13 protein-coding genes are annotated in these 12,771 nt (G+C 71.0%); 3 read left to right on the forward strand and 10 right to left on the reverse strand.

The annotated features are described in order from the left end of the window. Positions 1–86: 86 nt before the first annotated feature. Complete coding sequence (locus tag OHS71_RS11080; RefSeq protein ID WP_328479226.1) at positions 87–743, forward strand: hemerythrin domain-containing protein; 657 nt, start codon at positions 87–89, stop codon at positions 741–743. After that, entirely contained in the window at positions 740–1,426 is a 687-nt protein-coding gene (locus OHS71_RS11085; RefSeq protein WP_328479227.1) for an SDR family oxidoreductase, read from the forward strand. Before OHS71_RS11080 ends, OHS71_RS11085 begins: the two co-directional genes overlap by 4 nt. 253 nt (positions 1,427–1,679) lie before the next feature. On the opposite strand, the gene OHS71_RS11090 is transcribed toward OHS71_RS11085, so the two are convergent. From OHS71_RS11090 to OHS71_RS11130, 9 genes are all read right to left on the reverse strand, one after another. Further along, positions 1,680–2,315 (reverse strand): CoA transferase subunit B, encoded by a 636-nt coding sequence (locus tag OHS71_RS11090; RefSeq protein ID WP_328484473.1) that lies wholly within the window; start codon positions 2,313–2,315, stop codon positions 1,680–1,682. 20 nt (positions 2,316–2,335) lie between these two features. After that, on the reverse strand, positions 2,336–3,118 hold the full coding sequence (locus OHS71_RS11095; RefSeq protein WP_328479228.1) for a CoA transferase subunit A: 783 nt from the start codon (positions 3,116–3,118) through the stop codon (positions 2,336–2,338). Between the two features lie 46 nt (positions 3,119–3,164). After that, a complete protein-coding gene (locus tag OHS71_RS11100; protein WP_328479229.1) occupies positions 3,165–3,914 on the reverse strand; it encodes an SDR family oxidoreductase in 750 nt (249 codons plus the stop codon). Next, positions 3,911–4,882 (reverse strand): fumarylacetoacetate hydrolase family protein, encoded by a 972-nt coding sequence (locus OHS71_RS11105; protein ID WP_328479230.1) that lies wholly within the window; start codon positions 4,880–4,882, stop codon positions 3,911–3,913. Before OHS71_RS11105 ends, OHS71_RS11100 begins: the two co-directional genes overlap by 4 nt. 115 nt (positions 4,883–4,997) lie before the next feature. Next, complete coding sequence (locus tag OHS71_RS11110) at positions 4,998–5,936, reverse strand: VOC family protein (protein ID WP_328479231.1); 939 nt, start codon at positions 5,934–5,936, stop codon at positions 4,998–5,000. 11 nt (positions 5,937–5,947) lie between these two features. After that, a complete protein-coding gene (locus OHS71_RS11115) occupies positions 5,948–6,958 on the reverse strand; it encodes an amidohydrolase family protein (RefSeq protein ID WP_328479232.1) in 1,011 nt (336 codons plus the stop codon). Next, positions 6,955–8,130: an FAD-dependent oxidoreductase gene (locus tag OHS71_RS11120; protein WP_328479233.1), complete on the reverse strand. Its 1,176-nt coding sequence runs from the start codon at positions 8,128–8,130 to the stop codon at positions 6,955–6,957. The genes OHS71_RS11115 and OHS71_RS11120 overlap by 4 nt, the downstream gene beginning before the upstream one ends. 181 nt (positions 8,131–8,311) lie before the next feature. Then, positions 8,312–9,310 (reverse strand): cyclase family protein, encoded by a 999-nt coding sequence (locus OHS71_RS11125; RefSeq protein ID WP_328479234.1) that lies wholly within the window; start codon positions 9,308–9,310, stop codon positions 8,312–8,314. Continuing rightward, entirely contained in the window at positions 9,307–10,290 is a 984-nt protein-coding gene (locus OHS71_RS11130; protein ID WP_328479235.1) for a fumarylacetoacetate hydrolase family protein, read from the reverse strand. The genes OHS71_RS11125 and OHS71_RS11130 overlap by 4 nt, the downstream gene beginning before the upstream one ends. Positions 10,291–10,409: 119 nt before the next feature. Between OHS71_RS11130 and OHS71_RS11135 the strand changes: the two genes are divergently transcribed. Then, positions 10,410–11,393 carry a LysR family transcriptional regulator gene (locus OHS71_RS11135; RefSeq protein WP_328479236.1) on the forward strand — a complete coding sequence of 328 codons (984 nt, stop codon included), beginning with the start codon at positions 10,410–10,412 and terminating at the stop codon, positions 11,391–11,393. 56 nt (positions 11,394–11,449) lie between these two features. Here OHS71_RS11135 and OHS71_RS11140 read toward each other — a convergent pair whose 3' ends face one another. After that, on the reverse strand, positions 11,450–12,718 hold the full coding sequence (locus tag OHS71_RS11140) for an MFS transporter (RefSeq protein ID WP_328479237.1): 1,269 nt from the start codon (positions 12,716–12,718) through the stop codon (positions 11,450–11,452). Positions 12,719–12,771: the final 53 nt, after the last annotated feature.

Genomic DNA, 12,771 nt, shown 5'->3' on the forward strand with positions numbered 1-12,771 from the left:
ATCACTCTACGGCGGCGCGACACCTCGCCCGTAGCCACTGCTACGTTAGTATCCACTTGGATATCAACTAGGGAATGGATCCCATAGTGAGTGTTGAGACACCCGAAGGCGGCGCGGCGGTCGCCGAGACCCGCCTGCTGCACAAGATGCACAGGGCCGCGACCTCCCTGTTGGCGGAGGCGGCACAGCGGGACACCGCCTCCGCCGCGGCCCTGGCGGAGTTGCGTGACTTTCTCGTCGCGGCGCTGCGGCACCACCACGAGAGCGAGGACCACGTCCTCTGGCCGCTGCTGACCGCCGCGGACCCCGCGGCGGCGGCCGGGCCGACGGACCTGGCGGCCGAACACGACGCGCTGGACGCGGCACTGGACGCGCTGGCGGCCACTCCCGTGCGGGATGCCGACGAGCGGACGGCGCTCTCCGACGCGGCCGTGGCAGTACGCGACCTGGTACACACCCACCTGGAGCACGAGGAGCCGGTGCTGTTCCCCGCGCTGACGGCACACATGTCCGACGAGGCCTGGGCGGAGTTCTCCCGCGCTGTCATCGCATCGGCCCCGCCCGTGGGTGCCCACCTCAACATCGGCTTCTTCGAGCAGGTCGGTACTCCCGGCGAACTCGCGGTCGTCACCGCCAACCTGCCGGAAGCCGCCCTGCGCCTCGTCCCGGCCATGCGCGAGCAGGCCCGAGCCACCCTCAGCAGCCTCCAGGCCGCCGAACCCGGAAGGACCTTCACCGCATGACCACCACACTCATCGTCGGCGGCAGCGGCGGACTGGGCAGCGTCATCGCGGAGCACTTCGCCGGCCGCGGCGACGACGTCATCGTCACCGCCAGGGACAAGGCGCGGGCCGAGGCCGTAGCGGCGCGCATCGGCGGCGGCACCCGCGGGCTCGCCCTCGACCTCGGCCACCCCGAGACCATCGACGCCGCACTCGCGGACGTCACCCGGATCGACCATCTGGTGATCACCGCCGTGGGCCAAGCGGCAAACACACTCGCGGAGTTCAACATCACGGACGCGGTCTCCGCCGTGACCATGAAGCTCGTCGGCTATGCGGAGACCGTCCGCGTGCTGCGCGACCGGTTCACCCCGCAGGCGTCGGTCGTGCTCTTCGGGGGGCTGGCCAAGGAACGCCCGTACCCTGGCTCGACGATCGTCAGCACCTTCAACGCCGGGATCACCGGTCTGGTCAGGACGCTCGCGGTGGAGATCGCGCCGCACCGCGTCAACGCCCTGCACCCCGGTCTGATCGGCGACAGCCCCAAGTGGCGCGACGTCCCCGACCCACCGCACTCCGCCCAGACGCCGATCGGACGGCTGGTGACCATGGCCGAGATCGCCGACGCCACCGACTTCCTCCTCCGCAACACCGGTGTCAACGCCCACGACCTGCACATGGACGGCGGCCTGCTCGCCACCTGACGGTCCGGTGCCCACCGAGTGCCACATCCGCCGGTCCAGCACCGACACCCTGACGGCAACGACACGAACGGACGGACGGATGCGCGACACACAGCAGCCCCTCGTCCCAGCAGCCGCGCCTGCGCCCGGCCGCGGACAACACGCGGACCAGGTACTACGGTTGCTGCGTGAGTCGGGGCCCATGACGCGAGGTGAGCCCGGCGCACGGGGCGGGCAGTAACCGTGGTCCCTGCCCGCCCGACGCGTCCATGGTTCACGACTTCCGGATCAGAGGTGCATCGGTGCGGGCGGCGATGTCCTCGGCGGTGACATCCGGCGCGCATTCCACGAGAGCGAGGCCCTCGGGCGTGACGTCGAGGACGCCGAGGTCGGTGATGATGCGGTGGACGCACTGTTCGCCGGTGAGCGGCAGGGTGCATTCGGTGAGGATCTTCGGGCTGCCGTCCTTGGCGGTGTGTTCCATCAGGACGATGACGCGGCGGGCGCCGTGGACGAGGTCCATCGCGCCGCCCATGCCCTTGACCATCTTGCCCGGGATCATCCAGTTGGCCAGGTCGCCTGCGGCGGAGACCTGCATCGCGCCGAGCACGGCAGTGTCGATGTGGCCGCCCCGGATCATGCCGAAGGACAGGGCCGAGTCGAAGAAGGAGGCCCCGGGCAGCACCGTGACGGTCTCCTTGCCCGCGTTGATCAGGTCGGGGTCGACCTCGGCCTCGGTCGGGTACGGGCCAGTGCCCAGGATGCCGTTCTCGGAGTGCAGGACCACATGGACGTCCGGGGGCAGGTGGCCGGGGACGAGGGTGGGCAGGCCGATGCCGAGGTTGACGTAGGAGCCGTCGGTGAGTTCGGCGGCGGCGCGGGCGGCCATCTGGTCCCGGGTCCAGCCCAGCCGCGTTCCCAGGGTGGTGCTCATGCGCGTACGGCCCCTCGTGTCGAAGACGCGGAAATGGAAAGGTGCTCGATCTGCTTGTCGGCGGCCTCGGTCGGGGTGAGGACCACGATCCGCTGGACGAAGATGCCCGGCAGGTGGATTTCGTCCGGGCTCAGCGCGCCCGGCTCGACGAGTTCCTCCACCTCGGCGACGGTGATGCTGCCCGCCGTCGCGGCCAGCGGGTTGAAGTTGGCGGCGGACTTGCGGAAGACCAGGTTCCCGTGGCGGTCGCCGCGCCAGGCCCGTACGAGGGCGAAGTCGGTGGTGATGCCGTGCTCCAGGACGTACGCGCGGCCCGCGAAGTCGCGGGTCTCCTTGGGCGGGGAGGCCACCGCGACCGTGCCGTCGGGCCGGTAACGCCAGGGAAGCCCTCCCCTGGCCACCTGGGTGCCCACCCCTGCCGGGGTGTAGAAGGCGGGGATGCCCGCTCCCCCGGCGCGCAGCCGTTCGGCCAGCGTGCCCTGCGGCACCAGCTCCACCTCCAGCTCGCCCGACAGGTACTGACGGGCGAACTCCTTGTTCTCGCCCACGTAACTGCCCGTGACACGGGCGATCCGGCCGTCGGCCAGCAGGACTCCCAGTCCGCGCCCGTCCACACCGCAGTTGTTCGACACGACCTCCAGGCCGGTGGTGCCCTGGGCGTGGAGTGCCTGGATGAGCACGCCGGGGATGCCGCTGAGGCCGAAGCCGCCGACGGCCAGCGACGCGCCGTCGGGGATGTCGACGACCGCCTCGGCGGCGCTCGCGCGGACCTTGTCCATGAGAGAGAGGGCCTTTCTGTCGTGGCTGTCCTGTGTGGTCGCCGGTTCAGGCGTCCGCGCGCAGGGCGTCGGAGATCGACTTGGCGCCGCCGTGCGCGGTGAGTCCTCCGTCGACCGGTATCTCGGCCCCCGTGATGAAGGACGCCTCGTCGGAGAGGAGGAAGACGACGAGCGGGGTGATCTCGTCGACGGTTCCGGTGCGGCCGAGCGGTGTCTCGCGGACGTTCGCCTCTCGGAAGCCGGGCGCCGCGGAGGCGGTCATGTCCGTTTCGATGAAGCCGGGGTGGACGATGTTCACGCGGATGCCGACGGGCCCCAGTTCCATGGCGGCGGTCCGCGACAGGCCGCGCAGCGCCCACTTGCTGGCCGTGTAGGCGACCGGGTAGTGGCCGGTGAGCGCCGCGGACGAGCCGACGTTCACGATCGAGGAGCCGGGCGGCATGAGGGGCGTGAGGTGCTGGATGGCAAGGAGCGGGCCGGTGACGTTGACCGCGTGGACCCGGGCCATGTCCTCGGGGCGTACGTCGTCGATCCGGGCCCGCCAGGTGACGCCCGCGTTGTTGACCAGGCCGTGCACCTGCCCGTACGCCTCACGCAGGTCGGCGGCGAGTTCCGCCCAGTCCTTCTCGTTCGTGACGTCGAGACGGCGGCAGCCGGGTGACTCCGCGACGTCGGTGGCGATCACCCGGGCGCCCTCGCGGGTCAGCGCCTCGGCCTCCGCGGCGCCCTGGCCACCGGCCGCGCCCGTGACCACGACGACCCGGCCGAGGAGCCTTTTGGGATGGAGATCGGTCACGGCCGTTGCCTCGTGCGGCGTCGGGCGACGGGAATGGTCACGGGGTCCGGGCCGGCCACCACGGTGTTGGAGACGGAGCCGATGCCCTCGACGGTGAGGGTGACCGTGTCGCCGGGCTTCAGGGGAGCCGGGGACTGCTCACCCCGTACACCCCACAATTCGGCGAGGCAGCCGCCGTTTCCGCAGGTCCCGGAACCGAGGACGTCACCGGGGCGGACGACGGTGCCGCGTGAGGCGTAGGCGGCCATCTCCTCGAAGGTCCAGCTCATGTTGGACAGCAGGTCCTTGCCCACGACCTCGCCGTTGATCTCGGCGGTGAGCGCCAGGCGCAGGAAGCCGTCCGCGTCGCGGTACTTCCCCAGCTCGTCGGCGGTGACCAGGTAAGGACCCAGCGTGGTGGCGGTGTCCTTGCCCTTGCAGGGGCCGAGGCCGACCTTCATCTCGGCGGACTGTAGGTCCCGTGCCGACCAGTCGTTGAAGACGGTGTAGCCGACGATGTGGTCGCGGGCCTGCTCGGGCGTGAGGTCGCGGCCCTCCTTTCCGATCACGGCGGCGACCTCCAGCTCGAAGTCGAGCACGCTCGACCCCGGTGGCATGGGGATGTCGTCGTGCGGCCCGTACATCGCGTAGGGGTTGCCGAAGTAGAACGTCGGGGCCGCGTACCACCGCTCCGGTACCCCGGCAGCCCCGTCCACGGACCGCCGTACGCCCTCGACGTGTTCCTCGAAGGTGACGAAGTCCCGCACGGTGGGCGGCTGGAGCGGCGCCAGCAGTCGTACGTCGGAGAGGTGGGGGCCGGCCGGGAAGTCGAGGGTCGCGGAGCCCGCGTCGAGCAGTTGGGGCAGGCCGCCGCCCTCGGCGAGCAGGCCGGTCAGTGAGCTGACGCCGGGCAGGGGGTGGAGCGTGCCGTCCTCTGAGACGACGGCCACATGGCGTCGGTTGCGGTACTCGTACGCGGCGAAACGCATGGCGGTTTCCTGTCGGCTGTCGGCGTGAGGGGTGGCACGAAGGCCGGGGGCGCGGCAGGGGAGTCAGGGCAGTTGACAGGGCAACCGCGCCCCCGGGGACTGAAGGCTCCGCCGATCAGACCGGCGGAGCGACGAAGACGCCGCGGTCGACGTCGTTGAAGGACTCCTTGGTAACCAGTTCGTTCATGGGGTTGGCGGTGCCCCACTGGTCGGTGACCTCGGGCTTCGAGAAGTCGTAGACGTGCGGGTGCCAGGTGTCCTCGTCCAGCAGCTCCAACTCCGTCGTGTACTCCACCGTGTTGCCGTGCGGGTCGAGGAAGTAGGTGAAGGTGTTGTCGCCCGCCATGTGCCGGCCCGGCCCCCAGATCTTGCGGGCGCCGGAACGGATGACACGGCCGGAGCCGCGCATGTACTCGTCGATTCCGCGCATCTCGAAGGAGATGTGGTGCAGCGAGGTGTGCGGGCCCTTGGCGATGGCCATGGAGTGGTGCTGGTTGCTGATCCGCATGAAGTGCATGACGTCGCCGATGTGCGGATGGCCGAGGGTGTCGGACAGCCGGAAGCCGAGGTGCTCCTCGTACCACGCCTTGGTCTTGTCCAGATCCGGCGAGTTGAGGACGACGTGCGACAGCTTGACCGGGATCGACTCCTTCTCCTCGATCTTGCGGTGCTGCCGCACCTCGACGTCGGCCAAGACCTCGATGGTGCGGCCGTCGACGTCGAAGAAGCGGAAGCCATAACCGCCGCCGGGTGTTTCCACCTTGCCCGGCTGGGTGACCAGCTCAACGCCCCCGGCAAGGAGTTGCTCGGCGAGCGCGTCCACGTCGGCCGGGCTCGCGGCACCGTAGGACACGAGGTCGAGACGCTTCTCCTCGGCCTTGCGCAGCCGGACGACGTACTGCTCCGGGCTGCCCTCGGCGGCCAGGAAGGAGAGTCCGGAGTCCTCGGCGACCTTGGTCAGGCCCCAGACGCCCGCGTAGAAGTCGAGTTGCTTGTCGTAGTCCGGCACGGCGAGGTCGACATGGCGGAGGTGGGTGAGCAGGCGGCTATTCATGGGGGGGCTCCTCAGACGAGGTCGAGCAGAGCGGCGGCGTTTGCGCCGCGGACGGAGTGGAAGTCGGTGTCGGGCAGGTCCGCGGCGCGCAGCGCGCCGAGCGGGTCGTCGGTGCCCATGTCGAAGGGGAAGTCGGAGCCGAGCAGGACCCGTTCCGGGCCGACCGCTCGCAGCAGCTCCCGCAGCACCTGAGGGTCGTGGACGAGGGAGTCGAAGTACAGCTGCTTCAGATAGCTGCTCGGTTCCCGCTCACAGCCCCGGGCGTCGGGACGGGCCCGCCAGGCGTGGTCGGAGCGGCCGATGTGGGTGGGCAGGTAGCCGCCGCCGTGCGCCGCGATCAGCTTCAGGCCCGGATGACGGTCCAGGACACCGGAGAAGATCAGGTGGGAGAGGGCGACCGCGTTCTCGGTGGGCTGGCCGACGGTGTTGGACAGGTACCACCGGTCCAGGCGCTCGTCGAGGGAGCAGCCGAACGGGTGCAGGAAGACCAGGGCACCTGTCTCCTCCGCACGGGACCAGAAGGCTTCGTACGCCGGGTCCGACAGTTCGCGGCCGGGCGCGTGCGAGGAGATCTCCACGCCCCTCAGCCCCTGGTCCAGGGCGTGGTCGAGCAGGCCGACCACGAGGTCGGGATGCTGGAGCGGGACCAGGCCCAGGCCGTACAGGCGGTCGGGAGCCTTCGCACAGTGTGCGGCGGTGCCCTCGTTGGCCAGGCGGCAGACAATCTGGGCCAGTTGGGGCTCGGCCCAGTAGTGGTAGTGGGAGGGCGAGGGACTGACCAGCTGGATGTCCACGCCCTGCGCGTCCATGGCCGTCAGGCGCACCGCGGCGTCCGTCAGCTGCGGCACGCGCGCGCCGACCATCGGACCGTTCACTGCCAGGGCCGCCGGGCCGTTGCGGCGCGCGTCGAGGGCGCGGGCCTCGGCGAGACCGGGATGACCGGCGACGGCCTCCTCGACCTCCGGGAGCAGGAGGTGGGCGTGGACGTCGGTGGTCGGCGCGGAGGATGCAGTGGTGGTCACGGGCGCTCCTTGAGGAGGTTCATGGTGCGGCCGACCAGCCCGGCCATGTCGGCGTCGCGCACACCGTCCAGCTGCCACTGGCCGATCTGCATGGACGCCTCGACGACGGTGCGCACCCGGGGAATGCGGCGGTCGTGGTAGGCCTGGAGCAGCTCGTCGTCCCAGTCCCGGCCGTCGGCCACGGCCCCGCTGAGCAGCTCGGCGAGGACGAGGGCGTCCTCCAGGGACATGGCCGCGCCCTGGGCCATGGTGGGCGGGCAGCAGTGGGCGGCGTCGCCGATGAGCACGACCCGGCCCCGGTGCCAGGAGTCCTCGACCAGCAGGCGGTCGAACCAGGTGTAGTTGACCTTCTTCGGGTCGGTGATGTGCTCGGTGATCTCCGGCCAGACCCCGCCGTAGCTCTGCGCCAGGCGGCGCATCTCGTCGGCGTAGGTGGCCCGGTCGATGGAGGCGCGGTCGCGGCACCCCTCGACGACGTACGCGTAGATGGTGTTCTCGCTGGTGGGGCAGTAGCCGGCGATGTAGGCGGGGCCGCCGTAGGCGAGGTCGGTGCGCGTCACGCTCTCGGGCCGGGGGGCGGCGATGCGCCAGATGGCCATGCCGGTCGGCTCGGGTTTGTCCGTGATGCCGATCGCGGCGCGGGTGGCGGAGTTGACTCCGTCGGCGCCGATCACCAGGTCGTAGCGGCCCTCGCTGCCGTCGCTGAAGCGCACCGACACGCCGTCGGCGTCCTGCTCCAGCGCTTCGGCGGTGATGCCGAGGCGAACGCCGGCGCCGGAGGCGTGGACCGTGTCGATGAGGATCTGTTGCAGTTGGGGGCGCTGCATGCCGAGGGTGGCGGGCAGGTCCTCGCCGCCGGTCTGGATGTCCTCGGCGACGAACAGGACGGTGCCGTCGGGGGTGGTCACGCCCAGCGAGCCGAATGCGTATCCGGAGGCTTTCACCTGTTCCCACACGCCCAGTTCGCGCAGGACCCGCAGGGCGTTGCCCTGGAGGGTGATGCCGGAGCCGGTGGTGGCGTTCCAGTCCGGCCTGGCCTCGATCAGGTCGACGGCGATGCCGGCGCGGCGCAGCAGGATGGTGACGGCGTTGCCTGAGGCGCCCCCGCCGATGACCAGGACGGTGGGTGTGCCCCCGGCCGGAGGCTGGGAGAGAGTGCGGCTGTCAGCCATGTCGGGGATTCCTCCCGGGTTTGGGCCGCGCGACTTCGGGCGGCGGGGGCTGCGGCTCGCCCGCTGCGAGTGCGGGCCAGGGGTGGGGACGGGTCACCCGGCGAAGCGGGTGGAGCGGTGGGGGCCGGATGCGCCGATGCTGTCCGGGGAACGGCGCATCCGGCAGTAGCGCGGGTTCGGGTTACTTGACGGCGATCGGGTTGACCGGGGAGCCGACGGCTCCGGTGATGGGGAGGGGAGCGGCGGTGAGCCAGAACTCGTACACGCCGTCGTCGGCGCAGTCGGCGGCGAGTGCGTCGAGGTCCCACATCTCGCCGATCAGCAGGCCCATGTTGGGGATGACGACCTGGTGCAGCGGCTGGAAGGCGTTGTCGAACTCGTTGGGGCGGACCTCGAAACCCCAGGTGTCGGTGGCGATGGCGGCGATCTCGGTGCGGTGCAGCCAGCCGGCGGTGGTGAACGACAGGCCGGGCGCGGGGCCGCCCGCGTAGTCGCCCCAGCCTCCCCGCCGGGCGCGGGCGAGACGTCCGGTACGGACGAGGACGATGTCGCCGCGGCCGACGGTCGCCCCATGGGCCTCAGCGGTCTGCTCGAGGTGCTCCTCGGTGATGGCGAACCCGTCGGGCAGCTCTCCCCCACTCTCGGCTCCGCTCGAGCGGGAGGTGCCCCCACCCGTGCCGACGACCAGGCCCACGTCGAGCAGTACGCCGCGTCCCGCGACGTACGGCGCCATGTGCTCGATGCCGGTGACAAGGTCTCCGTCGGAGGTGACCACCTGCTCGGCGGCCCGTCCGTTCCACGCCTTGCCGTGGTCGAAGATGTGCCCGAGGCCGTCCCACTGGGTGGAGCATTGCAGCGGCATCGCGATCACGTCGTCCGCGCCGCCGATGCCGTGCGGGAAACCCTGGTTGCCCAGCGCCGCGTCGGTCCCCGTGTCGAGCATGGTGTGCACCGGGTTGGTCCGCCGGCGCCAGCCCTTCTGCGGGCCGTTCATGTCGAACCGCTGCGACAGCGAGAAGCTCACGCCGCGGCGTACGAGCGCCGCGCCCTCGCGCCGCTTGGCCTCGTCGAGGAAGTTCAGCGTGCCGAGCACGTCGTCCTCACCCCAACGGCCCCAGTTGGAGTACGCCTTGGCGGCCTCGGCTATCGCACCCTCCGGGTCGCGGCGGTCCAGGCTCATGCCGTTCCCTCCGCGACGCAGCGGGTGCGCTGCACGCCCAGACCGGTGATGGAACCCTCCATGACGTCACCGTCGCGCAGCAGGCGTCCCCAGTGGATGCCGTTGCCGGCCGGGCTGCCGGTCAACACCAGGTCACCGGGCAGGAGTTGAGACGTCTGCGAGGCGTACGACACCAACCGGGCGACTCCGAAGAGCATGTCCTTGGTGGACTCGTCCTGCATGGTCTCGCCGTTCAGCCTGAGCGTGACCCGCAGGTCACCGGTGTCCGCGATCGACTCCGCAGGTACGAGCCACGGGCCGAGCGGCGTGAAACCGGGAGCGTTCTTGCAGCGCAGCCAGTCCGTGCCGATGGCCTTCATGTCCTGGCGGAACACGGTGGCGCGGTCGGTGAGGTCGTTGGCGATGGTGTACCCGGCGACGTACTCCAGGGCCTCCTCGACCGTCACCCGGTAGGCGGGCTTGGCGACGACAGCCGCCAACTCCAGCTCCCAGTCCGGCTTTTCGGCCCAGGCGGGCAGGACCACGTCGTCGTAGGGGCCCGTGATCGCGCTGGGCAGGCCGATGAACACGTAGGGCAGGTCCTCGGCGGCCCGGCGGTCCATGACCGCGGCGATCTCCGCTCGTGCCTCCTCGACGGTGCGGGGGTCGTCGGGGGAACGGTGGGCGACCTCCAGATCGATCACGTGCTGCCGGTAGTTCGCGCCGGACTGGAAGATCTGCCGCGGCTCGATGGGGGCGTGCACGCGCAGGCCCTCCAGTGGCAGCCGGCCGAGGGAGTCGTCGTCCGCCAGGGTGCGCAGGACGGGGAGGGTCTCCTCCCACCGCTCCAGGACTGCGCGCAGATCCGACGGCGCCCAGTCCAGGGCGCTGCGCAGATCGAGTACCCGGTCATGGGCCAGGAGGCCGGGAAACGACTCCCCGTCCTGAGCGGAGAACGTGCCGAGCGCGAACGGGCCGGCTGATTGCGCGAGCATTGCCATCAGATTTCCTCCTGCGGGGTCGGGGTCTACTCTGACCCCGATCGGCAAATCACGGAAATTAATCCTGTGGATGTGTCGAATCCACGCCATGGATGACTCTCGTTGCTAGGTGGTTGCCGGTGAACCTGTCCCGACTCGACCTCAATCTGGTCCTCGCCCTTCGCGCGCTGCTGGAGGAGCGCAATGTCACCCGGGCCGGCGAGCGCATCGGCCTCAGCCAGCCGGCCATGAGCGCCGCGCTGTCCCGGCTGCGCCGCCATTTCGACGACGAATTGCTCGCACGTACCGGCAACGCCTACGAGCTGACTCCGCTCGGCGCCGCCCTGCGCGACCGCAGCGCCACCGCGTGCGACCTGCTGGAGCGGGTCTTCGCCAGCCAGGCCGACTTCGACCCGGCGGCGGAGTCACGTGAGTTCACCCTGCTCGCCTCCGACTACGGGGCGGCCGTGTTCGGTGCCGCACTCGCCCGCACCCTGCACGAGGAGGCGCCCGGCATCCGGCTCACCTTCCAGCACCCGGCACCGTCCGTCGTGGAGAACACCGCCGCGGTGCTGAGCACCGTCGACGGACTGCTGATGCCGCACGGCATCATCGACGGCTTGCCCGCCGTCGACCTCCACCAGGACCGCTGGCTGTTCCTGGTCGCCGACGATCACCCCGAGATCGGTGACGAACTCTCCCTGGACCAGCTGGGGCGTCTGCCCTGGGCCGTCTACCAGCGTCCCTACGACGCCCCGGCCGCCCGCCAGCTCAGCATGATAGGGATCAGTCCCCAGGTGGAGGTGTCCGTGCAGACCTTCCAGCTGCTGCCCCTCATGGTCGAGGGCACCCGCCGGATCGCGATGATCCAGGAGCGCCTGGCGCGCAAGGCGGTCCGATCCGCCGCGGTGCGCGTCCTGCCCTGCCCCTTCGAGGCGGTACCGGTGCGGGAGGCGATGTGGTGGCACCCGGTGCACGCTCAGGACGCGGGCCACATCTGGCTGCGGCAGAAGGCCGCGGAAGTGGGCGCGACGCTTGCGGGCAACGGCTACAGCAATGGCAAGGGCCCAGGGAAGGCCGTGCCCGTCGACCGGAGCGCGGGGCTGCCGCCGGGCCGGCTCTGACCGGGCCCGGCGGCAGTCCGTGATCGACGCGCTCTCGGCGGTCTTCCCACACACCCTCAGGCCAACTGCTCCGGCAACGGCCGGGGATCGACGGCGCCCACCCGGCGGCGGGCCGCCCACAGCCCCGCCGCGACGAGGGCGGCGGCCAGCCCCAGCACGCCCACCGCACCGGCGAGACCGCCGACCGCGGACTCCCCGGCGAGCAGCACCAGCGGGCAGATGAACTCACCGCCGAAGAAGGCCGTCATCCACAACCCGGTCCCACGGCCGCGGTCCTCGAACGCCAGGCGGGACATGGCACTGGTGAGAAGGGCGGGCAGCAGCATGCCGGTGCCCACACAGTTGACGACCGCCCCGATGACCAGCAGCGGGGCATTGCCCGCGAGGAACATCACCCCGAAGCCGGCCGCGCAGACCGCGAAGACGGCGGGCAGCATCGGGTCGGGAGAACGCTTGAGCCGGGCGAAGGTGACCGCTCCGCCCACGGTCGCGGCACTGGCGATCGCGGTGGCCAGTCCGATCACGCCGGTGTTCTCCACCCCGAGGTCGTCGAGCAGGTACGACATCTCCACCGGGACGGTGTAGAAGACCATCGCCCCGAAGAAGGTGAGGGCACAGATGCCGCCCAACTGCCGCCAGGGGAACGAGCGGCGGGCCTCCGTCTCGGCCGGAGTCTCCTCGCCGTCCGCACGGGCCGCCAGGTTGGGCAGGGCGGTTGCCATCAAGGGGGCGAGCGCCAGGCTCACGGCGTAGACCCAGAAGGGCACGCGCCAGCCCGCCGATCCGGCGGCGCCGCCGAGCACGAAGAAGACGGTGGCCGACGCGGAGGCGCACATGGTCTGGAGGGCGAGGTACTTCACCCGCCGGTGACCGCTGTAGTAGTCGCCGATCAGAGTCGTGCAGCAGGTCATGATCGCGGCCTCGGCGACTCCGACCAGGGCGCGGCTGGCGATGATGCCGCCCAGCGAGTCCAGCCACAGCGGTGCCGTGCCGAACAGCGCGTACAGGACGGTCGCCACGACCAGCAGGCGCTTGCGGCCCACCCGGTCCACGATCACCCCGGCGAACGGGGCCAGCAGCGCCAGCGCCAGCGCCGGGACGGTCAGCGCGAGGGGCACCAGCGCCTTGGCCCCGGGGACCGACGCGAAGTGGTCCTGCATCTTCGGCAGTACCGGGGCGATCAGCACCGCCCCCAGGATCGGCAGACAGCTGCCCGCCATCAGAAGGGTCACCCGCAGCAGATGGGCCGGGCCCGAGACGGCGACGGCTGACGGAGTGGTGGCATCGACCGCCGCGTGCGGCGGCGGGGGCACGGCACCGGGCATGGCGACTCCAGGGGCGGTGTAAGGGAGTGGGCATGCCTCACGGGCGCCGACGG

The organism is Streptomyces sp. NBC_00377 (assembly GCF_036075115.1).
Classification (GTDB): domain Bacteria; phylum Actinomycetota; class Actinomycetes; order Streptomycetales; family Streptomycetaceae; genus Streptomyces.

Excerpts from the sequence above, each read along its gene's own strand:
- OHS71_RS11085 (WP_328479227.1), top strand. The coding sequence starts at position 740 with ATGACCACCACACTCATCGTCGGCGGCAGCGGCGGACTGGGCAGCGTC.
- OHS71_RS11095 (WP_328479228.1), bottom strand. The coding sequence starts at position 3,118 with ATGGACAAGGTCCGCGCGAGCGCCGCCGAGGCGGTCGTCGACATCCCC.
- OHS71_RS11105 (WP_328479230.1), bottom strand. The coding sequence starts at position 4,882 with ATGCGTTTCGCCGCGTACGAGTACCGCAACCGACGCCATGTGGCCGTC.
- OHS71_RS11110 (WP_328479231.1), bottom strand. The coding sequence starts at position 5,936 with ATGAATAGCCGCCTGCTCACCCACCTCCGCCATGTCGACCTCGCCGTG.
- OHS71_RS11120 (WP_328479233.1), bottom strand. The coding sequence starts at position 8,130 with ATGGCTGACAGCCGCACTCTCTCCCAGCCTCCGGCCGGGGGCACACCC.
- OHS71_RS11125 (WP_328479234.1), bottom strand. The coding sequence starts at position 9,310 with ATGAGCCTGGACCGCCGCGACCCGGAGGGTGCGATAGCCGAGGCCGCC.
- OHS71_RS11130 (WP_328479235.1), bottom strand. The coding sequence starts at position 10,290 with ATGGCAATGCTCGCGCAATCAGCCGGCCCGTTCGCGCTCGGCACGTTC.
- OHS71_RS11140 (WP_328479237.1), bottom strand. The coding sequence starts at position 12,718 with ATGCCCGGTGCCGTGCCCCCGCCGCCGCACGCGGCGGTCGATGCCACC.